The following is a 24636-nucleotide window of genomic DNA, read 5'->3' on the forward strand; positions in this document are numbered from 1 at the left end:
AGCAACATTAAGCGCGTTCGTCGTCAGCAATACGATGAGGAGCACCACTGAAGATCCGTTCGAAGTTAGAGAATGAGTCTTTAATCTGTGGGCCATTATCAGTAATAACATACTCACGAATTCTCTTGTCGTGCCAGGAGCCACGCATCTTGAATACATTCACAGCTCTGGCCATCTCGCCGCGGATCTCCACATACTGAAGCAGCAGAATAGTATCTGTGATTGTGGAGATATGAGAGTCAGTAATCGAATGACTTCCCATAAACTCTTCAGCGGTATTGGTAAAGAATCCCGCTATTTCCTCCTGCTTTGCATAGCCTGTTACTCCAATCACAAACTGCCTAAAGGCGTTGAGGCTCACGCCACGTGCAAGGGCCGAAAGTGAATCAATCGCCATCCTCGATGGTTTGAATTGTCCAATCTCCGTTTTAATAATCTCCAGATGATCTTCCAGGCCAGTCGACTCTGGATAAGCACAAATAATCTTCAACAGGCCTTCACTTTCCATCTCTTCAAAATCAATCCCCCAACTGGTGGCATTACGCAGCAGTTGGGCTCGCGACTCCTCATAGGCAAACAAGACCGCGCGTTCCTTATTTCGGAAAGCATCCTCAATAAACTTCGACACCAAAAGGGTTTTACCAGTGCCCGTTGCACCAGTAACAAGAATAATCGAATCCTTGAAGAACCCTCCACCACACATCTCATCAAGATGAGGAACACCAGAACTAATCCGCACGTTGGAGGAACGCTGGGTAAGCCGCATTGCTCCTAAAGGAAAGACGCTGACGCCGTGGGTGCCCATGGTGAATGGAAACTCACCCTTCATGTGAGTTGTGCCACGTAACTTGAGAATCTCAACGGTACGTCGACGCTTTTCAGTCTCAAGAACATTGCGGAGGATAACGACGTTGTCGGAGACAAACTCCTCAACCCCATAGCGTGCAATTGGGCCATATTCATCAATCCGTTCTGTGGTCATTACGGTGGTAACGCCAATCACCTTAAGACGTGCAATCAAGCGAAAGATTTCCCTACGCACCACAGAAATAGCGTCGTACTGTTGGAAAACGGCTGTCATTGAATCGATTGCCACCCGTTTCGCTTTATATTTAACAATGGCATAATTAATCCTTTCAATTAACCCTGAAAGATCAAAGCTGCCTGCAACATCCTGACCATCAGGATCCGGTGAAGCATCGAGTATGAATAATTTATCCTGCTCCACCATCTCTTGAAGATTCCAACCAAAGCTGACGGAATTTCGCAAAATATCTGATGGAGACTCTTCAAAGGTCACGAAGATTCCAGGCTCATCGAACTGGGTAATGCCGTTGTGTAAAAAATGAAGTGAAAAAACTGTCTTGCCTGTACCCGACGTGCCACTGATCAGCGTGCTACGCCCCGTCGGCAAGCCGCCATGACAGATGTCATCAAAACCTTCGATCCCAGTAGGCAGCTTCTGCACCTGCATCTGGGAGGAGCCACCGACACTAGAAGACTGCATAGCTAGGACGTTCTGCTCAAACGCTAGAGAGAATCAGCCCTGTAACAAAGCGCTGCACCGCGAGCCTTAAGAATCTGGCGACGCAATGTCATCGTCTGCCAACGTATCGAGCTCCGCTGAGCCGAGCATCTCCTCAGGAATCTCGTCATAGATCTCGTCATAGAGGAGGTCAAGACCAATCAAAACCCGTTCGCGATCTGAGAGGTCGCCAATGATCCGCCGCACCGGTGGCGGGAGGATCTTGGCCAAGGTTGGTGTCGCCAGAATTTTGTCTTCCTCTGCAAGCTGAGGATTCTTGAGCACATCGATCACCTTAAGCGCATACACGCCACGGAACTCGTTTTCTAGGATGTCTCGCAGAGTTTTAAGCGCCCGCATCGAATTAGGGGTATTCCCTGCCACGTACAACTTGAGGATGTAGGTTTTTCTTGGGCTCATAATTGCATGTCAGAAGCATCTTCTAAATCGGAACTGATTGATATCAACGAAAGGGGTGCGTCTTCGGAAAGCGAGTGTTGAAGCATCACCCAAAGGTGATTTAAAAGATCGAGCAATGCGAACAGAACGCCCAGCGATGACTCTCTCTCATGCAACTCAAGTCTGAACTGTTGCCAGAAAGCGTCAATGAGATCCATATGGATCTCCACAACCTAGGTGATCGATCAAGCAGCAAACAATGCCGATCAGCTCGCGATCTAGGGCCAGGCAAACAGAGCAAGAATCTCGAAAATCAATCATGCATCGATCTCTGCATCAACGAAAACCTCTTCTCAAGACAACTGAGGCTGCAACACGCTTGATCAGAGACTCTCTAAATCTGCGACCACAAGATCCATAGGCAGAGCAGGGCTGGCAAAACACCATTCACAGCAAACATCAAAGAATGCTGGTGTGTTGCGCCGCAAAAGAAGCCATGATCAAAGTCGGCTTGGTGCCGACGTCTTGACGCTCAGGGATCAGCGTTCAATCTTGACTAAAGGCGCCTAAACGCGGGATGATGATTGTTTGAGTCTCGATTGCGAGTCAGGCCAAATCGGTCAAAGTGGTGCGGCGCTTAACAGCCCAGCTCTGCAGATTCCGAGCCTGAACGCGTCTTAAACCACCCATGGCCGAGAAACCCGCTGCAAAGCCAAAAGCCGCTGCAGCCAAAGCTGAAGCTAAAGACCAAAGTGATTCATACGCCATCGTTGAGGCCTCTGGCCAGCAGTTTTGGTTGCAACCCAACCGTTACTACGACCTAGATCGTCTGCAGGCGGCTGTTGATGACACCGTCACCCTTGAGAAGATACTGCTGGTCAAGGATGGCAAGAATGACGCCACAGTTGGCCAGCCTTACGTGAAGGGCGCCAGCGTGGAACTCAAGGTGATGGACCACCGCCGTGGCCCCAAGATCATCGTCTACAAAATGCGCCCCAAGAAGAAGACAAGACGCAAAAATGGACACCGCCAAGAACTCACTCGAGTGATGGTTCAATCCATTTCAATAGACGGCAAAGCACTCAGCTAACCACCCCCTCCATACACTGCTCCTAATACCGCTTAAATCACCATGGCTCATAAGAAAGGCACAGGCTCCACACGCAACGGCCGCGATTCAAATTCCAAGCGTCTTGGCGTGAAGGCCTATGGCGGCGAAACCGTTACAGCAGGGTCGATCCTGATTCGCCAACGCGGCACCTCAGTGTTGCCAGGGGTGAACGTTGGCCAGGGCAAAGACGACACCCTCTTCGCTCTAACCGATGGTGTGGTGACCTTCGAAAGCATTCGCCGCAGCCTGCGCAACCGCAAGCGCATCAGTGTGGTTGCCTGCAGCTGAGCAATTCAAGCCTTTGCAGACAATGCGGGCAGCAGCAGCATTCACAAACGGAGCGCTGCTGATCAAGTGACTGTGCCCTTCGGCTTTGTGGTGATCGACAAGCCTGCTGGCCTTACCTCCCATGACTGCGTCAGTCGTATGCGGCGCGTGTTTGGCATCAAGCGCGTGGGCCACGGAGGCACGCTTGATCCTGCCGTAACAGGAGTCTTGCCCATCGCCCTAGGGCATGCCACCAGACTGCTGCCCTATCTACCCGGCGCCAAGAGCTATCGCGGCAGCATCCAACTGGGCCAACGCACCACTAGCGACGATCAACAAGGGGATCTGATCTCCAAGCAAGCCTGGCCCGAATTGAACACAGCAGAGATTGAGACCTATCTCGAGCCGTTTCGCGGCAGGATTCAGCAACGGCCACCGCAAGTTTCAGCCGTGCATGTGCAAGGGGAACGCGCCCATGCACGTGCCCGCAGGGGTGAAACGATGGAGATTCCAGCGCGAACGATCACGATTGATCACTTGCAGCTACTCAGTTGGAACCAACAACTGGGCCAAATCGACTTCAACGTGCATTGCTCATCAGGCACATACATTCGCTCTCTCGCAAGAGATCTAGGCGAATTAATTGGCTGCGGCGCTTGTCTGGGGTGGTTAAAACGAACCCAAGCACTGGGGTTTCATGAGCAACAAGCCGTACCACTACCCGATCGAGACAATCCAGCCCTAACGACTCCGCCTGCTGTGTTAGCGCCACTCACGGCCCTTGCACACCTACCAAGACTGCAACTGAACGAAGAGGAACACGAAAGCTGGAGCTGCGGGCGCCGAATTACCGCCCATCAAGATCAATGCCAACCAGCACCCAAACCTCTGGCCTCTGATCAGCAAGAATCTGATCCAAGCCAAACTGCTCCAAATCAAACTGATCCAAGCGCAAACAAGCCCATGCTCGTGGTGATCGACTGCAGAGGCGAAGTCGCCGGAATGGCCTACTGGGAAGACAACACAACAGTGAAGCCAAAAGTTGTGTTCAACGCACGGGGATGATCGCAACACTGTCGTTCAACCCGAACGCCCCTAGCGTTGATAGTCAAACAACAACCTAATCAGCCTCTGCCATGGCCGGCCATAGCAAATGGTCTCAGATCAAACGCAGCAAAGCGGTAGTGGATGCCAAGCGAGGTGCTGTGTTCACCCGACTGGCACGCGAGATCACTGTGGCAGCAAGAAGCGGCGGAGACCCAAACGGTAATTTTCAACTGCGCACTGCAATCAACAAAGCCAAAGCCGCAAGAATGCCTGCGGCCAATATTGAACGCGCGATTGCAAAAGGCTCCGGCCACGACCAAAACGGCGCATGCCAATTGGAAGCCATCCGTTATGAAGGCTATGGCCCTGGAGGCGTTGCGGTACTGATCGAAGCGCTCACCGACAACCGCAATCGCACGGCCGCAGACCTACGCCTCACCTTCAATAAACACGGCGGCAAGCTCTGCGAAAGCGGCTGCGTGGCCTACTTGTTTGAGAAACGCAGCGAAGTGCATTTAAGTGCGCAGTCTGCCCAAGATGGGGGCAAGGTTTCAGAAGATGCACTGCTGGAGAACCTGCTGGAGCTTGAAGCTGATGGCTATCAATTGATCGACGATGGCGCTGTGGTCTATGGCCCGTTTCAAGCTCTAGAAGGCCTGCAGGCTGGGCTCAGAGATCAAGGGTGGATTGTTGAGGGATGGGAACACTGCTGGAGACCACTCACCACGGTCAGCCAAGCAGATCAAAAAAGCGCAGACCAATGCCTGCAATTGCTGGATGCACTTGATGAGCTCGACGATGTCCATCACATTAGCTCAAACCTGGAGAGCTAGTAAGACACAATGGCGAGATAACTGAGGCAGCCGTAACGCCTCGACGGCTGTGAAGACAAGCGAAGGGGATGGGTCTAGGACATCTAAAAAAAACTGCTGAGGCCGTGATCACGACCCCAGCAGTTTCAGTTGAATGCTTAACAGTGATTCTTAGAACTGGAAGGTGACACCACCGGAGGCACGCCAATCGGTGCCGCGGTTTGAATCCCAGAACCCAAGACCGCCACGGTCATACACCTTGAATGACGTGGTTCCGAAATTGTTGATCGTGTAATCAACTCCAGCTTCAAGCAAAAGGCCATTCTGGCTCTCTTGACTGGAATCAACAGAGATAGTGCGATCCCTATAGGCGCAGCCGATATTAATCTTACAATATTATCACAATAGTTTATCAGCCACATGCAAGGCCAGTGTAGACATTCAAGCCCTAACGCCTCTTTGCCCAAGCGGGTGCCTTCAATAAGGTAAAATGCCATGCCAATAGCGCCCTATTGTGATGTATTGAATTGTCTGCTATCACAAGTGATTTTCTTGCTTGCAAGCAACCAAGACCTAAAATTCAAATCAACTTTTAACTGACATTCGCTTCAGGAACTTTCTCTCCAGTAACAGCTAATTGGTCTAGCCAAAGTGCAACCCGAGGATGATTGCGCAACCAACTTGCCGGCAACTGATCCGTGCATGGCGAATCAAACAACGCCTTAAGAATTTCTGCTTTGGCTGAACCCGTCACAATCAAATGAATTTCATCTGCCGCGAGAATTTCTTTTAATCCAAGCGTGAGTGCTTGAGATGGCACCTGGCTGGGATCACCACCAAAAGCAGCAGCATTCTGTTGCCGGGTGGATTCCGATAACGACACAACCCGGCAAGAGGCATCTGGGCCACAAGGCGGCTCATTGAAGCCCACATGGCCATTGCTGCCTAAGCCCAGCAACTGCACACCAACACCACCAAAACCCTGCAACTGAGCGGCATAACTGCCAGCCTGCTGCTCTGGATTGATCGCCTCGCCATCGGGAAGATGCAACTGCTGCGGGCTCAATTGCAACGGCTTTCCTAAATGACGCGTCATATAGGCCGCAAAGCTGCGCCGATCAGCTGCCCCCAAGCCCACATACTCATCGAGATTGAAGCTGCACCAGCTGCGCCGCAGATGCTCCAGCTCATCAGCTGGCCAACGCTGCACACGGGCCACCAGTGCGGCATAGATCGGCACCATCGTGCGGCCAGTGGCCAAGCCAAGCGGTTTCGGCCTCTGCTCCCCCAGCCGCTGCCTTAGATGCCCCTCCAGTGCATCAACAACTGCTTCCACAAGGCTTAGCAGGTTCTCCCGCACCGTGATCGTGCTCGCGAACCCTTGCTCAGAGGCGATAGGAGGCCGCACGAGGTTCAATTAGGCGTCTCCTATTCTCTCAACTCCTCCCGGCTGGCGAGAGCGCCACAGGAAGGCCAAGGAGGAGTTTTGTAGCTGCCGATAGGGAACAATCTCTGCGCCTCGGTAGTAGTGATTGAGGATTTGACGGAAATCTGCACCCCGTTGCGCCAGGCCATGGGCACCCCACTGACTCATGCCGACGCCATGGCCAAAACCTTGACCCATAGCCAGCAACATCAGCGGCTGATGGCGCGAACGGCGTGTTGAGCGAACCGGCAAAGGCGGCACAGGCGGCGGCGGGGTCAGGCCCATGAAACTGGCATTGGGATCAACGCTGGCTGTTGTTCCATCACGCCAAGAGCCCATCAATACCGTTCCAGCGCCAGACGAGTTGCTATCTCCCAAGCTTTGCTCAAACCGCTTAAGGCCAAAGTCTGCGCGAGGCTTTGCAGACTTCGAGGCAAGCATTTCAAAGCGCACCAAGGTGCTCTTCAAGCCCAAACGCTGGCGCAGCTGCTTGCCGCTCAGCAGCAAATCACCACGAGGCCCCTGCACACGAGCCTGGCGAATTCTGCCCGTGCCCGTTGTGCCCAACACAGCAATGCTGCTCACACCACCGGTTTCGCGGAACGCTCTTCGCAACTGATGCGGCTCAAACCACACATCCCACTGATGCACAGGGCTATGTTGATCGTGGTCCGGCACGCTGACCAGATAAGGCAGCTGTTTAGTCCATACCGCCCCGCTGGCTTCTGTTGCCCCGCCAGAGCTGCTGTGAAAAACAGCATCGATCAACTTGCCGCCATGCACTAAAACCAGCGAATGGGTGCTTTCCACAGCCTTCAGGGTGTTCGCAGTTTCAGATTCCACACCGCGATACGCCTGACTGGCAACGGTGGCCTTGAGATCAAAACCACCTGCTTTGCCGTGTTGAGCAAGGGCATAGGTGCGAGCGGCCACCGCCTGGGCCTGCAGTGCAGCCAAAGGCCAGGATTCCGGCATCTCACTACCCACCACACTGGCCAGATAGTCCTCCACGCGCAGGTGGTTAACCACCTGCAACCCTGCACCAACAGATCGAACCCTCAACTCACCGCGATAGCGACGCTTGCCCAGCCATATCCCGCGTGGGTCTGCACTGCGAACCCTTAGCTCACGCTGCAAAGCAAGCGATAGCGATCGCCGCGATCGCCCCTCAAGTGTCAGCTGCAGTTGACCGCGCTGCTTGCGAACCGAAAGCGCCCTCAGCCTCTGCTCGCTCGAACCCAGACCGGCCACAAGCAAAGGCTGCTCAGCATCAGCCCGCAGACGCAGAGCTGCTGCTTCCAGCACCAGCACCCGCATCACTGGCTCCTGCACAGCAATCACCTGGGCAGCAGGGCTTACGGCCGTGAGCGTGACCCCGCCGACCAATCCCATAGCCCATAGCGGCGAGGGCAAAGCCAATCAACATGTTCAACAAGGACATTCAGTGTGCCCCGATCACAACAACCAGGCCAGGCCCCAAGCCATGGCAGCATGGTCTTTGGGGTGTTAACGGCCTTGCAGGTCACCTTTCTCGGCACCAGCTCGGGCGTACCAACAAGAGCCCGCAATGTTTCTGCCGTAGCTCTGCGGCTGCCCCAACGAGCTGAGTTGTGGCTGTTTGATTGCGGAGAAGGCACTCAGCATCAGTTCCTGCGCAGCGACCTGCGTCTTTCTCAGCTCAGACGAGTGTTCGTTAGCCACATGCATGGCGACCATGTGTTTGGCCTGCCGGGTCTTTTGGCCAGCCTCGGCCTATCCGGCAACAGCAACGGAGTGGATCTCTACGGCCCCGATCCACTGGAAAGCTATCTGCAAGGCGTGCTGCGCAATAGCTCCACCAGGATCGGATACCCCATCAAGGTTCATCGCGTGCGAGACGCAGCAGAGCAGAACCTGATTGTGTTTGAAGACAAAGACATCCTGGTGCGCTGCACCCCGCTCACCCATCGCGTGCCCGCCTACGCCTATCGCGTGGAGCAAAAACCCAAGCCAGGCCATTTCAACCTTGAAAGAGCCCAACGCCTCGGCATCCCGCCAGGCCCCGTCTATGCCGCCTTAAAGCGTGGTGAACAGGTCAGCCTCGATGATGGGCGCGTGGTGGATGGCCGGGACTTCTGCGGACCAGATCGCCCAGGCGCCAGCATCGTGTTCTGCACCGATACGGTGTTTTCAGAAGCTGCTGTGTCCCTAGCCGCAGGCGCGGACCTGCTGATCCACGAAGCAACCTTCGCCCATAGCGAAGCAGAAATGGCTTATCAGAAGCAGCATTCCACCAGCACCATGGCGGCCCAAACAGCTGCCGAAGCCGGCGTCGGGAAACTCGTATTGACCCACCTCAGTCCCCGCTATGCGCCAGGCAATCCGGTCACCCCAAATGACCTGCTACGAGAAGCTCAAGCGATCTTTTCGAACACCATCCTTGCCAAGGATTTCCTCAGTTTTGAAGTCGCTCCGCGCTGCAACAGTTCTTGATTACGGCCCTTAGAGCTCCCGCCCCGTGATACAAGGTGTTGTCGCTTCTGTCAGTAACTGGCGTATTCCATGGCCTCTCTCTTTGCATCCCTGGGACGGTCCCTGATCAAACTATTGATCGTTTTGCCCGTAATAATTGGCTTGAGCATTAGCTCTCCGGCCATGGCTGCCCAATGGGATGCCGAGACCCTCACCGTTCCCGCAGGCTCAGGCGGACAGCAGGTGACCTTCAGCGAGTCAGAAATCAAGAGCGCTAGCAAGCTCTTCAAAAGCAACTGCGCCACCTGCCATAACCAAGGCGTCACCAAGACCAATCAAAACGTTGGTCTCGACCTTGAGGCGCTCTCACTGGCATCACCTGCTCGTGACAACGTGGACGGCCTGGTCGAATTCCTGAAAAATCCCATGTCGTATGACGGGGAATACAGCATTGCCGACACCCACCCAGGCATCAGCAGCAGCGACATCTACGTTCAGATGCGCAGCCTCAATGATGACGACCTGCGCTTAATCGCCGGTTACATCCTCACGGCTGAGAAAGTGCAGGGCGACCAATGGGGTGGTGGCAAGATCTACTTCTGATCGCTAAAGAAGCAAAAAACAATCAGGGGATCTCAGCCAAAGCTGGGGTCCTTTTTTTGCCTAACAAATCTGGCCATCATCTCTTTTGCAAGAGTCTTATCTTCAAGCGCGATCTAAAACGTCAGTGTTTGTTCCTGTCTTAATCACTGATTGAACAATATCTCTTCTACGAGACAAGGCTTGTCGGTTGCTCACTCTCAACCTCCCAGGGGAACTAGCAAATCCCCCTAGATCAAATGAAGAGGTCGGAGAACAAGGGGTCTGCGACAAGACTGACGCCGCCTGCACTGTCGCTCTCGAGCTGGGTGGAATGATTAGCTTGAAAGCTTGGCCTTGATCAGGCGCCGATCTTCAAAACAATCACCTCTGAGAGGCTGCGCCTGCTCTCTAAACAAAGATCTGCTGCTCATAGCCAAGGGCAGGGGGAAAGGCAAGCGTTTCAGCAATCAAGCCTTCTCAAGAGCTTGCTCAAAAACACCTTGCTTAAGCATTTGGATTGCAGAACTGAAAGTAAAGATGAGCCATTCAAAGAGGGCTCTCTTTAACCTCTCATTGAAGCTACTAATCAGCTAGCTATCATCACTTCTAACAAAAGCATGGCCTGCAGTTATCAACAACATTCTTTATCATCTATGACCAGGCAAAACGAAAATGAGCCATCCATCGCAAAGCAAAACATGACGCAGCAATGCCTCCACCTGCCAACTAATTTTGCATCAATAGATGAACGAACTTCGGCATTTCTGACTGTACTTAGAAGCGCTTGAGTTGAGAGATGGAGACAAATAAATATCATCCCAATCCCATCCGAGCCAAGTCATCAGCCAAGTGATCTCATTTCTTCTTGTATTTAACAGACAAGCTTCTCATGATCCAAGCTGTAACTTTTAGGCGAGAATCGAAACTTGCCTTCACTCATAACCTAATCATGTCTCAACAAGGCTTTTACACAGCCTGTTCAGTACAATGAATAGCAATTTCCAGGCTGATAATTTTATCAATACATTCCTTCTCAGTAAATCATTTACTGCTTCTATACGCAAAGCCTCGTTAAAAGAAAGCTGCTTTGGCTTCTGTTTGATGCAATCCAAAGCTGACAAATGCTCTATCAATAACTTCGATTAGCTGTCTAAGTGAATCACCCTAACGACAGGTTGTCCATTGATCGAAATGCCAAGCAAGTAGCCAATCAGCCCTTAGCCGATCAACACGATGGGGCCTCTTCGCTTGCAAGCAGCATCGAAGCAGGCAGCAGATTTGCAGGGTCCTTCGAGAGCTGCCCACGGCTATACCACCACTCCTGCAAACCCGGCGTCAAACGCTGAGAAAACAACGTGAGCACTGTGACTGTGGGCTTTGAACCAGGCTGCAATAGCTCGACGACATAAGACGGACAACGACGAGCTGCTACATCAGCAACAAAGCGCCTGCCCACACGTCGCCAACTTGGCTCCTTGCTCCGCCAGGCAAGGCGACAGCAAGGCCATGGCAGGTCCTCGCGATCAAACAGCCGGCAACAAGAACCGATCACACGAAAACTGTATTGCCCACCAGGACTGGTGTGAATGCTGCCGTGCGCCAACACAACATCGACATCCGCTCTGGCAGGGGCAACAGACGTCACATCTAAAACAGAGCCATCAACACCACCATGAAGCAAAAAGCCACCCGCCGAGGGTGGCTGATGGGATCCCGATACGCAAGCACTGATCGGGAACAGCGACAACTGCCCTGAGCTCAATAGAGCTCTTCCTCAGCATGGGTCTTGATGGTGCAATCAGAGGTTGGATAAGCAACGCAGGTCAACACGAAACCAGCCTCAAGCTGATCGTCATCGAGGAAGCTCTGATCAGACTGGTCCACAGAACCACCTGTGAGCTTGCCTGCACATGTGGAGCAGGCCCCAGCACGACAGGAATAGGGCAGGTCGATGCCCTGCTCTTCAGCAGCATCAAGGATGTACTGATCATCGGGAACCTCAATGGTCTTGTTCAGGCCCTCGCTCTCGCTGATCAAGGTGACTTTGTAGGAAGCCATGGAATGGATGGAAACGCATAGAAATCCAGAAGTAAAACCCCCCTGGATCGCTCCTTCTAACACCCTCACAGCAAAAATACAGACTGATCGTGCAATCTGCCCGGCCAAGGCCAATCAAAGAACGAGTACTGATAACTCTGGCTTATATAAAAATTTGCGCAGAATTACCGCTTAGAAACATCTAAAAGCCCCCAGCAGCCCTGCTCAGTCAGGCTATTCACCCGCCATCCCAGCGCCTCCAAAACCATCTGAAGCCTTGGCGCTTGCTTCACCAGCAAACCACTGAGCAAACCTCGACCATTGGCACTCAACAACGGATCAAAGCTTGGAGCCAAAACCTCAATCACAGGCGCCAGGATGTTGCAGAGCAGCAGGTCGACGGTCTTTCCCTGCAGCTGCGCTGACAAAGCCTCCACAGAACCATGCACAACCCTTACACGATCTAAATCGAGCTGATTGAGCTCTGTATTAGCTCTAGATGCGTAGACAGCCTGGCAATCCGTATCAGCGGCCAGCACCTGGCTGGCTCCAAACGCAAGTGCGGCGAAGCCCAGCACCCCACTGCCACAGCCGAGATCTGCCACCCTCAAGCCCAGTGGTGGGTTCCTCTCCAGCGCCTCCAGGCAAAGGCGAGTGCTTGGGTGGCTGCCAGTACCAAAAGCACTGCCAGGGTCTAGTCGCACAACAAGCCGATCGGCATACTCCTGCGGCAGATCCAACCAAGCCGGCAAGATCAACAGACGCTGCCCCACCGGATCGGGTTGCCAATCTTGCTTCCAGTTCAAACTCCAGTCTTCATCAGCCACCTCGCACCAAGTGGGGTTGGCTAATTTCAGGCCAAACGGTTCTGCCAGAGGACGCAGGTTGGCCATCAGCTGATCTCTGTCCGACTCAGACCACTCAGACGATGGCAACCATGCCAAAAGGGTGCGCTCAGAGTTCTCAGGCGCATGTTGAACAGCAAGTCGGCAGAGACCCAGATCTGTCAGCTTCCAGATGAGCGACTCTTCCAGCTCATCGGCAATGGGCAGGGCAAGACGCCACCAGCGAAGAGCAGAAGCAGAGTTCATCTCATCAGCCTTGATCAGAGGGTGACCGGATGGGCTTCCTTAATGCCATTGATCGCATGGATGGTGACCAGCAAGCTGGGCGGAATTGGATCATCAATGCTCAGCACCATCACCGCATCACCGCGCACAATGCGACGCCCCACCTGCATCGATGCGATGTTGACGTTGTGTTCACCAAGCACGGAGCCCAACTGGCCGATGATCCCTGGCATGTCCCGGTGCCTGGTCAACAGCATGTGTCGACTAGGCGACACGTTGACCGGGAATTCATCAATGGTGGTGATGCGTAGATCGCCATTGGCAAACACTGCACCCGTCACGCTGTGACCGCCCTGGTCACCACGAGTCGTCAGTTGCAAGGACCCCCCGGCAAAATCCTTACTTGTCTCGTCCTTGACCTCCAAGACACGAATGCCACGGCCCTTGGCTTCTAAGGACGCATTCACGTAATTGATCCGATCGCCAAGAGCACTTGTCAGCACGCCCTTGAGAGCAGCAATCACCAGAGGCTGAGAGGGATGCTGAGCAAACTCCCCCTGAAGACGAACTTCAAGCTCCTGTAACTGTCCTCCGGAGAGCTGGGTCACCAATAGCCCAAGGGTCTCGGCTAATTGCAAATGAGGCTTGAGCCGCTCCATGATCTCTGCACTGAGGCCAGGGATGTTCACAGCACTACGGGCAGGAAGACCAAGCAGGACGTCTCGGATCTGTTCCGCCACATCAACAGCCACGTTCTCCTGCGCCTCTGTCGTCGAAGCTCCAAGGTGGGGCGTAAGGATCAAGCGCTCCTGCACAGAGCGCAGCGGCGAATCAGCAGCCAATGGCTCCTGGGCATAAACATCCAACGCAGCCCCACCAATCACTCCAGCTGTCAAGGCATCAGCCAGAGCTGACTCATCGATGATGCCTCCGCGAGCACAATTCACGAGCCTTGCTGTGGCCTTCATCTTGCCCAGCAATGCCGCATTGACCAAATTCTCGGTATCGGGAGTACGAGGGAGATGCAAAGTGATGTAGTCGGCCTGCTCAAAAAGATTCTCCAAGTTTGAGAGTCGCACCTGCATCTGTTGAGCACGGTCAGCAGAGATGAAGGGGTCGTAAGCGATGACCTCCATACCCATGGCATTGCAGACCCGGGCAACATGGGAGCCGATCTTGCCGAGCCCAACCACGCCAAGAACTTTCTTATAGAGCTCGTTACCTACATATTTCTTGCGATCCCAACCCCCAGCCATCGTGCTGGCATGAGCCTGAGGCACATGCCGAGAGAGCGAAAGCATTAAAGCCAACGCTTGTTCGGCAGCAGCAATCGTGTTGCCTTCCGGCGAATTCACCACCAGAACACCCTGTTGGGTCGCCGTCGGCACATCAACATTGTCGACGCCAACACCCGCTCGACCAATGATGCGCAAACGTCCGCCGGCTTTGATCACATCCGCCGTGACCTGCGTGCCAGAACGGATCATCAGCGCGTCGTAGTCGCCGATCATCGCCTTGAGGTCATCCTCTGACAGGCCCACACGCTGATCCACCTGTGCAACCTGAGCGAGGATGTCAATTCCCGCTTGGTCGATAGGGTCTGAAACCAGAACTTTCGTCATCAACGGGCGCAAGACTGCAGCAGGGCACTTTAGAGATCTACATGCTCCAAGCCCTGCAGACCACAAAACAGGGTTCAGAATTCAAACGATTGAGGTGTGTTGTATGGCTATTTGCGTTCTTGTTCTCGCCGAAAGAGACCACGCAGATCAATTGAATGAACAACTCAAGGCAGCAGAGACCCCGCTAACCCGCTGTGAGCTAATTCAGCCGGCAACCAACTCAGAAACACAACCTGAGAGAACGGCCTCAGAACCCAAGGAATATGGCAACCCACTCCAATCGATGGACATTGATTCAATCGAGAGGCTGAGCCCCAAGCTGACCCGTAGCCGTCGTCAAAAACTGATGGCCGTCTGGTTGCTGCCGTTTGGCTTCATCCTCGGCATCGCCATCACGCTCAGTACAGATATGGACACCTTTGCTAGTTACGGCAGCCTGGGTGCATCAATCATCGGTGGACTGCTGGGCCTCGTCTCAGGTTGGATGGGTAGTTATGCAGCCGCAATCAGCGTCAAAATTCCAGACGCTGAAGACGTTCGCATCCTGCGCAATCGCCATCAGGAAGGCCAATGGCTGCTGCTGCTGGAGACACCGATAGGCATCGAGTTGCCCTGGAAAGTGCTACGAGAAGCCAATCCCCTCGCCTTAACGAGCCTCAGCGAACTGTGATTTTGCCGCGGCAAAAGCTGCTCAAAGGTTGCCTGGATCCACAAGGCATGGAAGCCCTGCTGGTCCAGGCAGACACAGTGTTACGGACCTGGCAGCCTAGCTGGAGTGCGTTTGTTTCTGCCCCATTGCGGGAAGAAGCCCTGCATCGATTTTCCACCCTCACTGATCTGCACTGGCACGCCGACGGTGGTCACCCTGGCGCTGAACGCCAGCGGCTGTGTTGCTGGCGCAGCGAAGATCACCAGCACCCCACTCCCTCACAAACAGCCCCGATTCATGGGCTGCTGCTGCATGGCAACTTTTTATTTGATTCCCCCAGCCCAACAGATCTCCGCCAAGCCCTAGAGGCGATCGACGCTCGACCAGAACAACTTGGAGATCTTTGGATTCGCGGTGATCGCGGAGCACAAGCCCTTTGCACTCCAGAGTTAGCCATCAATCTCGACGGCCGCAGCAGCAAAGTAAGAGAGGTTGAGATCACCTGTGAAGCCGTGGCAGTGGCTCAACTGCAGCCACCAGCCCACCGCCTGACCCGCCGATTGAACAGTGTTGAGGCCTCGTGCAGGATCGATGCAATCGCCTCGGCCGGCTTTGGTCTATCTCGAGCCAAGGTGGTCAATCAAATCAAGCAAGGTCACCTGCGCCTGAACTGGAAACCAGTCCGACAAACAAGTCGAGAACTTGTAGTGGGCGATCGCCTGCAACTTCAGGGTCGAGGCACTCTGAAAGTGCTGGCGCTGGAAATGACCAAGCGTCAGCGCTGGCGGGTGGAAATGCTGCGGCACTGAAGATTCGTATCGCCAGGCTGCTAGCTTCGCTGCTTGAAAAGCCACTGGTCACCACTCACTCTTCTGGAAGGGCCCCGCGGGCGATTAGCTCAGAGGTAGAGCACTACCTTGACACGGTAGGAGTCACTGGTTCGATTCCAGTATCGCCCACTCCCCTTACAAACACAGGACTCATCGATGGCACGCACTGTGGTCGTGGGGCTTGGACGCTCCGGCATCGGTGCAGCACGACTTCTACAGGCAGAGGGACATCAGGTCACAGTGCTTGAGCGCAGCATCGAGCCCCATCTCCAAAGCTTGGCAGCTGATCTACGTCTGCAGGGAATTGCTGTCGAGCTAGGCAAACCTCTAGAGCTGACCAGCTTCATCCCTTGGCTGGATCAACTTGATGCCGTGATCATCAGCCCTGGCATCGCTTGGGACCACCCAACACTGGCTGCACTGCGTCAACGCGGCATCGACATCGATGGAGAGATGGCATTGGCCTGGCGAAGCCTGAGCCATCTGCCATGGATCGCCATTACCGGCACGAATGGCAAAACAACAGTGACCCATCTGCTCAATCATGTGCTTGAAAGCAATGGCCTCAGAGCACCAATGGGCGGCAATGTTGGCCATGCCGCAGCTGAAATCGCACTCAAATGGCGGCAACCAAAAGCACAGCGCCCCGACTGGCTGGTCATGGAGCTCAGCAGTTACCAGATCGAAGCCGCCCCTGAGATTGCCCCACGCATTGGCATTTGGACCAACCTCACCCCCGACCACCTCGAACGCCACGGCACCCTTGATGCTTACCGAAAGATCAAGCGTGGCCTACTGGAGCGCTCAGAGATACGCATCTTCAATGGCGATGATCCAGATCTTCGCAGCCAAAGATCCAGCTGGGATAAGGGGCTGTGGGTGAGCAGCGAAGGGCCTGGTACTGCAAACCATCGCGCCGACTTTTGGATTGATGCGGACGGGCTGGTTAGGGAACCGCAAGGAGCGCTTTTTGCCGCTTCGGCTTTGGCCATGCCTGGACAACACAATCTTCAAAACCTGCTGATGGTGACAGCCGCAGCCCGGCAAACGGGTTTGCCAGCTAAGGCCATCGAAGCCAGCCTGCGCTCGTTCCCAGGCGTGCCTCACAGACTCGAACAGCTTGGGCATATCCTGCAAATGAGCGTCTACAACGACAGCAAGGCCACAAACTATGACGCCGCCTGTGTGGGCCTCAAGGCCGTCCCGGCTCCTGCCGTTGTGCTGGCAGGTGGGCAAACCAAACAAGGCGATGCTTCTGGATGGCTCAAGCAACTACAAAGCAAAGCCTGCGCCGTGATCCTGTTTGGCGCAGGCGCTTCAGAACTGGAAGAGCTAATCAAAACATCTGGCTTCCGTGGTGAGTTGCATTGCTGTACCAACCTCAACGCTGCTGTGACTTTGGCCATTCCACTGGGCCTAGAACTACAAGCCGCCTGCCTGTTGCTTTCACCAGCCTGCGCAAGTTTTGATCAATACCCAGACTTCGAAGCCCGCGGCGAACATTTCCGTAGCCTGATTGCACCACATTCAACGGCATAATCAACGACTAACAGATCACTAGCTTTAACTTCATGACTCATTCCTCTGTTCGATAATGATGCGACTGGCGCTCTATTTGTAACGGCAATCCTACTTTCTTATTGATTACTAATAGCCAGTGCAATATTAAACCTTAATGGGCTGCTTGATTGATTTAGCCCTTGAGCCAAAGCGCAAGGCCGCCCCCACGGCCTCTAGCAGCAAGCCACTCTTCGTTCGGGGGCATTGAGATCAGAGCAAAGAAAGGCCTTTCTTTTTCATCGGGCACATCAAGCGGGCGGCTCCATAAAATCCTTGAAGCAAAACTCACTGTGATTCGATCAAAAAAGAAAGGCAGTAGAGGCTGCGATCCCTTGAGCTCTCCTCGACCTGTGAATTCAAGCTTTAGCAAGCCAATACCAACAGAGTTAGCAATCACCAAAGGCATGCATTCATGGCTCCCATTCTCTTGCCTGAGCTCTAGGCTCGCAGAAAAAAATCGAAGCATCAAAGAAGAGAAGAAGTCTTCTTTCTCTTTACCTTGCTTCCAAACAGATACAAACTTCCAAAGTCCATTGAGCGCATGAATTTCAATCCCACTCCCTTGCTTTCTCGCCAAGGCTTCAAGATTTAAAAGCTCCTGCGAAGCGGGAAAACTTTTCATTCTACTGTCATGCTTGGCTTCGCGGCTAGACAAAGAACAATCAGCAGCATAATAATCATTTTAATCACACCACCACGTATAGGGCCAGTCCAATCAAACCTTGTGACGAATACAAGCTTCAATTTGAGAACAGATTCTGGCTTAGATTTGCCTAGCAAGATTTTAATTTTCAAACAGTCCCTAATCAATAATTCCGCACATCTACAATCGAAATCAGCTGAAGAAAAACTCAATCTCCTTTGGCTTCAAGCCTTCCCATCCAGCAGCGATAAGACGTTGATTGAGGTTCTCTTGATCGAAATGCTTGGCCCCTGAACGGACTATTCGATTACGCATCGACTTCTTTACTCCACTCCTCTTTCTCGCACCTTCTTGATCCATGACTTCTTTGTAGAGTTTGAGCATCTCCACAGGAATGGGGCTGCCATCAAGGTCTATCCCTGCCTCAATCGCTTGATCAATAGCATGCGGACCAGAAAAATCCATCAGTAAGCTTTGAAGACTACTCGCTATCATCATAGTGCGTTTAGAACTTGCAAGAACGAAGAAGTTAGCAAGTAAAAGCCCAGAGAGAAATTCCTCACTCAAGCACTGCAATTGCTGAGATCACTTAACATCGTTGATATAAACTCATTGTTGACAAGCTGTAGACCTACAGCTTGTCCCTGCTACCACAACGAGCATTCACTAACACCCATCAAGAAATACTTTCAAAATACACCTTAGCAGAAGCACGAACATCAAGCCCTAAAACCTCAACCATGGCCAAAACAAGACAGCCAATCAATAACTAAGCAGTGAAAAATTGCTGTTGAAAGCTAGCAAAGATTCTCCGGGAGTCAAAAATCGTCGGACAACTCAGGCAATGCATTAACAAGAAGTCACCTCAATCATTTTTGAGAATAAATTCAATTCTTTAATCAATTAATTGATTGAAGAGCTAAATACCAAATAGGGATTGTGGCCAATGAAATTAAAGTACTCCAAACCACTAAAGAAGCCGCAACGTGTTGTTCCGTGCCACTTGCTTCCGCTAACAACAAAACAGATATAGCTGTGGGTGCAGCCGCCTGCAAGACAAGGGCGTTAGACATCAAAGTCGACAAGCCAAAAACCTTGGCAAGAGCCAACATTAAGGCTGGAAGAAACATCAGCTTAATCAGCAAACTGGGTCCAACTAATGAGAACAATGTTCTGTTCGTTGACTGATTGACAGAACCAAAAGAGCCCAAACGGATGCCAACAACCATTAGAGCTAGAGCAATCACAATTCTGGACGGGATCCAAAGAGCAGAGGTGATTTGATCGTTCCACGGAGTCAACTGAACAAAAAATGCCCCAACCAATCCCTTCGTCGCAGGGCTACTAGTCAGAACACTTATAAGGTTTGTCCAAGCAGCTCTTCCCTTCGATTCGGATGAAGAGTTTGCCAAAAGTATGGGTCCTAAGCTCCATATAAGTAACGTGGCGCCAAGGTCATAACCAATACTAAAACTGAGTGCTTGACTTGGCAGAAGAGCCAATGAAACAGGAATCCCGAAATGACCTGTATTCCCAAAGACACTACCCAAAAACAAACTTCGACTGCCAATAAGACTTCTGATTTTTGGGAAAGTTCTAATTAAAACTATCAGCAATCCAATCGCAAGCAATGACATCGCAATGGCCTCAAAAAGGCGCCAATCCATCCCACTCTCGAGCAGAAGACCCATCAGACTGACTGGTATCCCAAAGTTGATAAGAGGTGGCGCTATTTGAGAGGAAAGTCCTGCTTTAAAGCGACCAATCAAATAGCCAAGTGCCAGCAAAGGCAACAATTCACTAAAAAGTCTCAGAATCAACATTTAATGAAATCGGTGAAAAAGCTTGCCAATGTTGATCTGAGAATTTGCTTTTGAAAAAAATTTTCAAGACGCCGCTAAACGCGAAAGATAAGAGTCTCTACAGCCTGCATTAATCCAGCCTGTAGAGATCATTTTAGTGCTTTTATGATTCACTCGACCGCGATGAATATGAGATGGGCCTGCAGGAAAAATAACAAGCTTTCCTCGCTCTGCAGGTTCATGATGTTGCTGCCAATAAAACTCAGTACCAGCCGAATCAATGTCATTGCAATAAAGGATCCAAGCAAGCATTCTATGAACAGGCTCTGTTGCCTCATCGCTGATAGTCCAATCACAATGCCAGCGCTTAAAGCCTTCACCAGGGCCATAACGTTGGATATTAAAAATCGGAATGACAAACAGAGACTGCTCTGGTGAGCAGTCTCTAAATAACGGACGATCCTGAAGATATTGATCGAGAGCAGCAGTAACACCCCGAACAATCACATCTGAAAGAGCAAATGCCTCTGGATCTGAACGATCAATTGCAACAAGGCTGATATCGGTTGACACTTTGGCTGGTTCTGCCTCGGATGAAGATGAGTTATTGCCGAATGCGACTCCGCTATGTTGAAGATCAAGGCGCCGGTCAAAGAATGACATCACCCCATCAGCAACAGCCTCGAAACCAGGGTTGCGATAGCAAGCAATCAGATCCAAAGACACAGATTTTCAATAGGGATTGACATCAAGTTAATTACCTTTTCGAAGGAATGCCTCTATCGCGCGATTAGCTAGAAAGGTTCATAACGAATAAGACCCCGAGGAAGGGGGCTAGCAAAACTTTATCCAAACCACCACTGTCTTTTGAGATCCCATGGCAAAACAAGACACTAACTACTGGTTGATGAAAAGCGAGCCCGATGCCTACGGCATCGACCACCTCAAAAAAGAAGGCAACACCCTATGGGATGGGATTCGCAACTACCAAGCACGCAATTTTATGCGTTCGATGCTCATAGGAGACAAGGCATTCTTTTATCACTCAAACTGCAAGCCTCCTGGAATCGTAGGGCTCATGGAGGTCATTGAAACGGGCCTGGTAGACCCCACACAATTTGACCCAAAAGCCAAGTACTACGACCCGAAGTCATCACCAGACAAGCCGCGTTGGGATTGCGTTCGACTGCATTATCTCGGACACTTTAGCCAACTCCTAAGTCTAGAAAGTCTGCGAGACAAATACAGCGCTGAGCAACTACCGGTGCTTCGCAAGGGCAATCGCCTCTCAATCTTGCCGATTCCCCAAAGCACTGCTAATGATCTGCTGCAATGGCTTGGACCACTCCACTAAGCCTTCCTCAAAACCAATCACTGAAGAGATGCTCTTGTCAGAAGATATGCCAAGAACATGTCTGGTGCTCGAACCACAAGCCAACTAACGACGCTTTAGCCAAGCAAGGCGCACCCGCTCCCACTGACCAAGAAGCCAGCAGCAGCATTCAAAATCCCTGCATCAGAGAGTCGCTGCGAAACATGTTGGCCACATAAAGACGGGTGATCTCTCTTGAATCCACCCCGTTCTGCACAAGGAAGCCCGCCAGAGCTGCTTTGATCAACCGATACTGATCCCAATTGGGACATGTCTCGATAAAGCTTGCCATGGCCTCTTGCAGCGGCAGAGGCAGCTCGGCCTGGAAGCTGACCACACCATCGAGCCTCACATCCTCTAAAACCTCCTGGGCTTGCAACTTCTGAGCTTGCACCATCGGTTGTCTCACAGTTTCTTCTGCAATCTCTTGGACATCCCTCAAGTGCATCTTGACTCCAGAACACGACACCAGTTCTCCACACCTGAACCGCTCCCGTCAAGGTCCCACCCGCGAACCCCTCTCAAGCAGTCTCATGGCGAGAACAACGCTCTGACAGCCTTCCTCAGCAAGGCTGTCAGCATGCAGTCTCGATGGGAGGCAAGAACGGTCCACGTCAAGGGGGCGAGCACCTAAGCAGCCCTTTTTCCACACCCTTGAGCCGAGGGGGCAATTCAAGCCTGCAAGCTGTGGAAAAACTGTGAATTACCTTGCGCAAGCTCGGGGAAAGATCAATGCTCCCTCCATCGATCAGCCTCTCTAATCATTGGTCAAAGTCCCAGGCGGTTCTCATCGCAGTGGCCATCGCTTGCGCGGCAGGTACCGACCAACATCCTTCAGCGCCACGGGCCTTCTCGCCATCGCCCTGCAAAATCACCTGCAGGCTCCAGCTGTGACGATCACCATCCAGACAAGCCCACCACGGCTGACGTTCCATCTCCAAGCAAACAGATTCCTCTGCCAGCAGCTGATCAACAAGCTGCTGATGTTGGTCAGTGAGTTCAACAACCAGAGACTGCAAACACTGCCACTCATCTTGAGTGAGCTCGATAGCCCAGCCTTCCCCTCCAATCAGCACCGGGAAGGCTGTCCTAGCAGGGGCCCTGGCAAGTCGCCAGCCAGGGCCCTCCTGTTGAATCATGACCTCAGCCAGGCAGCAGATCCGGTTGGTCCTGCTCATCGCTTAGTTCAACGATGGCTCGCTGAACCGGCTTCACACTCGATTCCTCCAAAAGGCCATCAAAATCATCAAAACGGCGCTGCTTCGCCCGAAACGCAACTCGAACCGTAGTGAGGTAGCGGTTGGTCGACTGTCGGATGAGACTCTCCCCACGCTTGGCAAGGTCTTTGGGATCCACTCCCGATGTGATCACAGAAACTTCTTATAAATCCATCTCACTGTAGGTGAGCGCTGCTCAGCATTAGGCCAATAGATCACTGTGCAAGGGCACATGCATGGGATAAGTCCGTTGTAAAGAACCCGGCACCCGCAAAACAATCTGTCGGCCAAGTCCCAAAGCCGCCAAGGGAAGCCTCAGATGGGTCAGCAAAGCGCTGACTTCCTCCAAGTGCTCTTCATCCACACACTCAATCCGGATGCTCCCCCAACTACGGGTCATGCGGCAATCGAGCAGCGGTTCGAGCTCAGCCTCAATGCAAGGGTCCTCTCGATAAAAAGAGAGCACCAGGCGCTGCAACCGATCCATCGTCATTGTCTCTTAACCTTGTGATGACTACAACCTGGCCATGGCCATGGACATGCCCCCAGAGGGCGAAGAAAAGCTTCAGGTTTTCCAACAAGTTGGCACCCTTGCCATTGACCTTGGGAACACCACCACGGTTGTGGCATTCCAGGCTGAACGTGCTGCCAGCCCTCAACTCCTCGATCTCCCACCAATCAGCCGTCGCCCAGGAGAAGTCCCCAGTTTGATCTGGGCCGGCCAAAGCAATGACCCCAACCCTCTAGTGGGGCAGCAAGTGGACGAAGCAGGCCTGGTGGGGCAGGGTCACCCAAGCTTGAGCAGAGACTTCAAGCGCTGGATCGGTGCACCTCATCCAACCAAAAGCAATGGCTCTTGCCTCTCGCCAGAACAGGCCGGAGAAATCTTGCTGCAGCAGATCTGGCGCCGACTCCCTCCCCATATCGAGGTGCGACGTCTTGTTCTCACTGCGCCAGTGGAGAGCTATCGCGCCTACAGAACCTGGCTGAATCAAATCTGCACAACACTGCCGGTCGAAGAGATCGCCCTGGTTGATGAACCCACCGCTGCTGCCATGGGTGCCGGCCTACCCCCAGGCTCCAAGCTGTTGGTGATGGACATCGGTGGCAGCACCATTGATCTCTCCCTCGTGGCCCTCGAAGGTGGTGAAGGACGGGCGGCTCCAATCGCCCAATTACTTCGATTTGCTGGCCAAGATCTCCAGGACAGCAGCAAACAAGCCCTGCGCTGCGCACGCGTGCTTGGCAAGGCTGGACTGAAGCTGGGTGGACGAGACCTGGATCATTGGATTGCCAATCATCTTTATCCCGACGTTCCGCTCTCAGAAACACTCCTCAATGCTGCAGAGAGGCTCAAATGCCGCCTTAGCCAGGTGGATCTTCGCGCTGAGGCCACCCAGCTAGAGATTGCCGCCGATTCAGAAGGCAATGAAGTCCTCCCTCTTCGTCTCTGCCGCAGGGAGCTGGAAGAGCTGCTCATCGCCAGAGGCTTTCTTAACAGCCTGGCCAGCCTGCTCAATGAAACCCTGGCAAGGGGGCGTGGCAATGGTTGCGAACTCAAAGACCTACAGGGGGTCGTAGCCGTAGGCGGCGGCGCACAAATCCCCCTCGTTCGCAGTTGGTTGCAGCAGCAAACGCAACCAGCCCCACTCCTAACGCCTCCCCCCATAGAGGCCGTTGCTGTTGGAGCCCTGCAACTCACACCGGGGGTCAAAGTTCAGGATGTACTGCACCGAGGAGTATCTCTGCGCTGCTGGGATCAGCGAGGTGGACGTCATCATTGGCATCCGCTGTTTCTCGCCGGTCAACCCTGGCCAACAACCGCCCCCCTTGAGCTTGTGCTTGCCGCCAGCCGGATCGATCAACTGGAGCTGGAGGTGGTGCTTGCTGAGCCAGACATCAACGAGAGCCATGAGGTCATCTACATCGATGGAATGCCAACCCTGCAATCAAAGCCAGCAGAGCGCAAACTGCATCCCTGGCCAGGAACCTGCCCTACAGCTTCGCTTGCACTAAAACCACCCGGTCAGCCGGGGCAAGACTGCCTGAGGTTGCAATTCTCCATCGACGACGATGCCCAACTGCAGATGGAGGGGCTAGATCTACGCAGTGGTGAGCGGCTAGACAAGCAAAAGCTTGGCACCGTGCAATAACTGATTCAGCCACACCCAACCTCAACGCAAGCCAAAGGCAAGACGACCATGGGCTGAACTG

The 24636-nt window shown here is 53.0% G+C and carries 30 protein-coding genes and 1 tRNA gene; 13 read left to right on the forward strand and 18 right to left on the reverse strand.

Going from position 1 to position 24636, the window contains the following annotated elements; genetic code table 11:
* Positions 1-7 precede the first annotated feature (7 nt).
* The 3 genes from kaiC to SIB68_RS06505 form a co-directional block, all read right to left on the reverse strand.
* A complete protein-coding gene (gene kaiC / locus SIB68_RS06495; RefSeq protein ID WP_063399446.1) occupies positions 8-1507 on the reverse strand; it encodes a circadian clock protein KaiC in 1500 nt (499 codons plus the stop codon).
* 66 nt (positions 1508-1573) lie between these two features.
* Positions 1574-1945: a circadian clock protein KaiB gene (gene kaiB, locus SIB68_RS06500; protein WP_063396291.1), complete on the reverse strand. Its 372-nt coding sequence runs from the start codon at positions 1943-1945 to the stop codon at positions 1574-1576.
* Positions 1942-2142, reverse strand: a complete 201-nt coding sequence (locus tag SIB68_RS06505; RefSeq protein ID WP_063399447.1) for a hypothetical protein — start codon at positions 2140-2142, stop codon at positions 1942-1944. Before SIB68_RS06505 ends, kaiB begins: the two co-directional genes overlap by 4 nt.
* Between SIB68_RS06505 and SIB68_RS06510 the strand changes: the two genes are divergently transcribed.
* From SIB68_RS06510 to SIB68_RS06530, 5 genes are all read left to right on the forward strand, one after another.
* Positions 2095-2307 (forward strand): hypothetical protein, encoded by a 213-nt coding sequence (locus SIB68_RS06510; RefSeq protein WP_196757084.1) that lies wholly within the window; start codon positions 2095-2097, stop codon positions 2305-2307. The two genes, SIB68_RS06505 and SIB68_RS06510, sit on opposite strands and share 48 nt — an antisense overlap.
* Positions 2308-2612: 305 nt before the next feature.
* Positions 2613-3014, forward strand: coding sequence for a 50S ribosomal protein L21 (gene rplU, locus SIB68_RS06515; RefSeq protein WP_063399448.1), 402 nt, complete (start codon positions 2613-2615; stop codon positions 3012-3014).
* Positions 3015-3056: 42 nt separating this feature from the next.
* Positions 3057-3323 (forward strand): 50S ribosomal protein L27, encoded by a 267-nt coding sequence (gene rpmA / locus SIB68_RS06520; protein ID WP_063399449.1) that lies wholly within the window; start codon positions 3057-3059, stop codon positions 3321-3323.
* A gap of 66 nt (positions 3324-3389) precedes the next feature.
* The gene (gene truB, locus SIB68_RS06525; RefSeq protein ID WP_063399450.1) at positions 3390-4367 is read left to right on the forward strand and encodes a tRNA pseudouridine(55) synthase TruB; all 978 of its coding nucleotides are present in this window, start codon (positions 3390-3392) and stop codon (positions 4365-4367) included.
* Positions 4368-4438: 71 nt separating this feature from the next.
* Entirely contained in the window at positions 4439-5182 is a 744-nt protein-coding gene (locus SIB68_RS06530) for a YebC/PmpR family DNA-binding transcriptional regulator (RefSeq protein WP_063399451.1), read from the forward strand.
* 150 nt (positions 5183-5332) lie between these two features.
* Here SIB68_RS06530 and SIB68_RS06535 read toward each other — a convergent pair whose 3' ends face one another.
* The 3 genes from SIB68_RS06535 to SIB68_RS06545 form a co-directional block, all read right to left on the reverse strand.
* A complete protein-coding gene (locus SIB68_RS06535; RefSeq protein WP_155724896.1) occupies positions 5333-5476 on the reverse strand; it encodes a hypothetical protein in 144 nt (47 codons plus the stop codon).
* Between the two features lie 277 nt (positions 5477-5753).
* On the reverse strand, positions 5754-6578 hold the full coding sequence (locus SIB68_RS06540) for a glucosamine-6-phosphate deaminase (RefSeq protein WP_063399452.1): 825 nt from the start codon (positions 6576-6578) through the stop codon (positions 5754-5756).
* Complete coding sequence (locus tag SIB68_RS06545) at positions 6579-7979, reverse strand: SpoIID/LytB domain-containing protein (protein ID WP_063399453.1); 1401 nt, start codon at positions 7977-7979, stop codon at positions 6579-6581.
* Between the two features lie 123 nt (positions 7980-8102).
* Between SIB68_RS06545 and rnz the strand changes: the two genes are divergently transcribed.
* Both rnz and psbV read left to right on the forward strand, forming a co-directional pair.
* Positions 8103-9059 (forward strand): ribonuclease Z, encoded by a 957-nt coding sequence (gene rnz, locus SIB68_RS06550; RefSeq protein WP_063399528.1) that lies wholly within the window; start codon positions 8103-8105, stop codon positions 9057-9059.
* A gap of 69 nt (positions 9060-9128) precedes the next feature.
* Entirely contained in the window at positions 9129-9641 is a 513-nt protein-coding gene (gene psbV / locus SIB68_RS06555; protein WP_063399454.1) for a photosystem II cytochrome c-550, read from the forward strand.
* Positions 9642-10845: 1204 nt separating this feature from the next.
* On the opposite strand, the gene SIB68_RS06560 is transcribed toward psbV, so the two are convergent.
* From SIB68_RS06560 to serA, 4 genes are all read right to left on the reverse strand, one after another.
* Positions 10846-11265, reverse strand: a complete 420-nt coding sequence (locus tag SIB68_RS06560; protein WP_063399529.1) for a hypothetical protein — start codon at positions 11263-11265, stop codon at positions 10846-10848.
* Positions 11266-11378: 113 nt separating this feature from the next.
* Positions 11379-11678, reverse strand: a complete 300-nt coding sequence (locus SIB68_RS06565) for a ferredoxin (protein ID WP_011130797.1) — start codon at positions 11676-11678, stop codon at positions 11379-11381.
* A 164-nt stretch (positions 11679-11842) separates the two neighbouring features.
* Positions 11843-12748 (reverse strand): 50S ribosomal protein L11 methyltransferase, encoded by a 906-nt coding sequence (gene prmA, locus SIB68_RS06570; RefSeq protein WP_063399456.1) that lies wholly within the window; start codon positions 12746-12748, stop codon positions 11843-11845.
* Between the two features lie 14 nt (positions 12749-12762).
* On the reverse strand, positions 12763-14349 hold the full coding sequence (gene serA / locus SIB68_RS06575; RefSeq protein WP_063399457.1) for a phosphoglycerate dehydrogenase: 1587 nt from the start codon (positions 14347-14349) through the stop codon (positions 12763-12765).
* A 103-nt stretch (positions 14350-14452) separates the two neighbouring features.
* Between serA and SIB68_RS06580 the strand changes: the two genes are divergently transcribed.
* The 4 genes from SIB68_RS06580 to murD all read left to right on the forward strand — a co-directional run bounded on the left by SIB68_RS06580 (position 14453) and on the right by murD (position 17367).
* A complete protein-coding gene (locus tag SIB68_RS06580; protein ID WP_063399458.1) occupies positions 14453-15019 on the forward strand; it encodes a hypothetical protein in 567 nt (188 codons plus the stop codon).
* Positions 15016-15807 carry a photosystem II S4 domain protein gene (locus tag SIB68_RS06585; protein ID WP_063399459.1) on the forward strand — a complete coding sequence of 264 codons (792 nt, stop codon included), beginning with the start codon at positions 15016-15018 and terminating at the stop codon, positions 15805-15807. The genes SIB68_RS06580 and SIB68_RS06585 overlap by 4 nt, the downstream gene beginning before the upstream one ends.
* A 78-nt stretch (positions 15808-15885) precedes the next feature.
* Positions 15886-15957, forward strand: a tRNA-Val gene (locus tag SIB68_RS06590).
* Between the two features lie 27 nt (positions 15958-15984).
* The gene (gene murD / locus SIB68_RS06595; RefSeq protein WP_063399460.1) at positions 15985-17367 is read left to right on the forward strand and encodes a UDP-N-acetylmuramoyl-L-alanine--D-glutamate ligase; all 1383 of its coding nucleotides are present in this window, start codon (positions 15985-15987) and stop codon (positions 17365-17367) included.
* A gap of 154 nt (positions 17368-17521) precedes the next feature.
* Here murD and SIB68_RS06600 read toward each other — a convergent pair whose 3' ends face one another.
* The 4 genes from SIB68_RS06600 to SIB68_RS06615 form a co-directional block, all read right to left on the reverse strand.
* Positions 17522-18010, reverse strand: a complete 489-nt coding sequence (locus tag SIB68_RS06600; RefSeq protein WP_063399461.1) for a hypothetical protein — start codon at positions 18008-18010, stop codon at positions 17522-17524.
* Between the two features lie 213 nt (positions 18011-18223).
* On the reverse strand, positions 18224-18496 hold the full coding sequence (locus SIB68_RS06605) for a DUF4090 family protein (RefSeq protein WP_063399530.1): 273 nt from the start codon (positions 18494-18496) through the stop codon (positions 18224-18226).
* Between the two features lie 434 nt (positions 18497-18930).
* A complete protein-coding gene (locus tag SIB68_RS06610) occupies positions 18931-19854 on the reverse strand; it encodes an AEC family transporter (RefSeq protein WP_063399463.1) in 924 nt (307 codons plus the stop codon).
* Positions 19855-19917: 63 nt separating this feature from the next.
* Positions 19918-20553 carry a 2OG-Fe(II) oxygenase gene (locus tag SIB68_RS06615; protein WP_063399531.1) on the reverse strand — a complete coding sequence of 212 codons (636 nt, stop codon included), beginning with the start codon at positions 20551-20553 and terminating at the stop codon, positions 19918-19920.
* Between the two features lie 157 nt (positions 20554-20710).
* Here SIB68_RS06615 and SIB68_RS06620 point away from each other — a divergent pair, with 157 nt between their 5' ends.
* Entirely contained in the window at positions 20711-21187 is a 477-nt protein-coding gene (locus SIB68_RS06620; RefSeq protein WP_063399464.1) for an EVE domain-containing protein, read from the forward strand.
* 148 nt (positions 21188-21335) lie between these two features.
* On the opposite strand, the gene SIB68_RS06625 is transcribed toward SIB68_RS06620, so the two are convergent.
* The 4 genes from SIB68_RS06625 to SIB68_RS06640 form a co-directional block, all read right to left on the reverse strand.
* Entirely contained in the window at positions 21336-21602 is a 267-nt protein-coding gene (locus tag SIB68_RS06625) for a DUF2811 domain-containing protein (protein WP_063399532.1), read from the reverse strand.
* A 364-nt stretch (positions 21603-21966) separates the two neighbouring features.
* Positions 21967-22344 carry a DUF1818 family protein gene (locus tag SIB68_RS06630; protein WP_063399465.1) on the reverse strand — a complete coding sequence of 126 codons (378 nt, stop codon included), beginning with the start codon at positions 22342-22344 and terminating at the stop codon, positions 21967-21969.
* 4 nt (positions 22345-22348) lie between these two features.
* The gene (locus SIB68_RS06635; protein ID WP_063399466.1) at positions 22349-22576 is read right to left on the reverse strand and encodes a DNA-directed RNA polymerase subunit omega; all 228 of its coding nucleotides are present in this window, start codon (positions 22574-22576) and stop codon (positions 22349-22351) included.
* A 48-nt stretch (positions 22577-22624) separates the two neighbouring features.
* A complete protein-coding gene (locus SIB68_RS06640) occupies positions 22625-22909 on the reverse strand; it encodes a hypothetical protein (protein WP_063399533.1) in 285 nt (94 codons plus the stop codon).
* A gap of 40 nt (positions 22910-22949) precedes the next feature.
* On the opposite strand from SIB68_RS06640, the gene SIB68_RS06645 reads away from it, so the two are divergent.
* The gene (locus SIB68_RS06645; RefSeq protein WP_063399467.1) at positions 22950-24575 is read left to right on the forward strand and encodes an Hsp70 family protein; all 1626 of its coding nucleotides are present in this window, start codon (positions 22950-22952) and stop codon (positions 24573-24575) included.
* Positions 24576-24636: the final 61 nt, after the last annotated feature.

Source organism: Prochlorococcus sp. MIT 1323 (assembly GCF_047304905.1).
GTDB classification, from domain to species: domain Bacteria; phylum Cyanobacteriota; class Cyanobacteriia; order PCC-6307; family Cyanobiaceae; genus Prochlorococcus; species Prochlorococcus marinus_D.

Bases quoted from the DNA above. Each gene is read 5' to 3' on its own strand.
- kaiC (WP_063399446.1), bottom strand. From the start codon at position 1,507: ATGCAGTCTTCTAGTGTCGGTGGCTCCTCCCAGATGCAGGTGCAGAAG.
- kaiB (WP_063396291.1), bottom strand. From the start codon at position 1,945: ATGAGCCCAAGAAAAACCTACATCCTCAAGTTGTACGTGGCAGGGAAT.
- SIB68_RS06510 (WP_196757084.1), top strand. From the start codon at position 2,095: ATGCAACTCAAGTCTGAACTGTTGCCAGAAAGCGTCAATGAGATCCAT.
- SIB68_RS06505 (WP_063399447.1), bottom strand. From the start codon at position 2,142: ATGGATCTCATTGACGCTTTCTGGCAACAGTTCAGACTTGAGTTGCAT.
- rplU (WP_063399448.1), top strand. From the start codon at position 2,613: ATGGCCGAGAAACCCGCTGCAAAGCCAAAAGCCGCTGCAGCCAAAGCT.
- rpmA (WP_063399449.1), top strand. From the start codon at position 3,057: ATGGCTCATAAGAAAGGCACAGGCTCCACACGCAACGGCCGCGATTCA.
- SIB68_RS06530 (WP_063399451.1), top strand. From the start codon at position 4,439: ATGGCCGGCCATAGCAAATGGTCTCAGATCAAACGCAGCAAAGCGGTA.
- SIB68_RS06545 (WP_063399453.1), bottom strand. From the start codon at position 7,979: ATGGGATTGGTCGGCGGGGTCACGCTCACGGCCGTAAGCCCTGCTGCC.
- psbV (WP_063399454.1), top strand. From the start codon at position 9,129: ATGGCCTCTCTCTTTGCATCCCTGGGACGGTCCCTGATCAAACTATTG.
- SIB68_RS06565 (WP_011130797.1), bottom strand. From the start codon at position 11,678: ATGGCTTCCTACAAAGTCACCTTGATCAGCGAGAGCGAGGGCCTGAAC.
- prmA (WP_063399456.1), bottom strand. From the start codon at position 12,748: ATGAACTCTGCTTCTGCTCTTCGCTGGTGGCGTCTTGCCCTGCCCATT.
- serA (WP_063399457.1), bottom strand. From the start codon at position 14,349: ATGACGAAAGTTCTGGTTTCAGACCCTATCGACCAAGCGGGAATTGAC.
- SIB68_RS06580 (WP_063399458.1), top strand. From the start codon at position 14,453: ATGGCTATTTGCGTTCTTGTTCTCGCCGAAAGAGACCACGCAGATCAA.
- murD (WP_063399460.1), top strand. From the start codon at position 15,985: ATGGCACGCACTGTGGTCGTGGGGCTTGGACGCTCCGGCATCGGTGCA.
- SIB68_RS06600 (WP_063399461.1), bottom strand. From the start codon at position 18,010: ATGAAAAGTTTTCCCGCTTCGCAGGAGCTTTTAAATCTTGAAGCCTTG.
- SIB68_RS06605 (WP_063399530.1), bottom strand. From the start codon at position 18,496: ATGGATTTTTCTGGTCCGCATGCTATTGATCAAGCGATTGAGGCAGGG.
- SIB68_RS06610 (WP_063399463.1), bottom strand. From the start codon at position 19,854: ATGTTGATTCTGAGACTTTTTAGTGAATTGTTGCCTTTGCTGGCACTT.
- SIB68_RS06620 (WP_063399464.1), top strand. From the start codon at position 20,711: ATGGCAAAACAAGACACTAACTACTGGTTGATGAAAAGCGAGCCCGAT.
- SIB68_RS06625 (WP_063399532.1), bottom strand. From the start codon at position 21,602: ATGGTGCAAGCTCAGAAGTTGCAAGCCCAGGAGGTTTTAGAGGATGTG.
- SIB68_RS06630 (WP_063399465.1), bottom strand. From the start codon at position 22,344: ATGATTCAACAGGAGGGCCCTGGCTGGCGACTTGCCAGGGCCCCTGCT.
- SIB68_RS06640 (WP_063399533.1), bottom strand. From the start codon at position 22,909: ATGGATCGGTTGCAGCGCCTGGTGCTCTCTTTTTATCGAGAGGACCCT.
- SIB68_RS06645 (WP_063399467.1), top strand. From the start codon at position 22,950: ATGGCCATGGACATGCCCCCAGAGGGCGAAGAAAAGCTTCAGGTTTTC.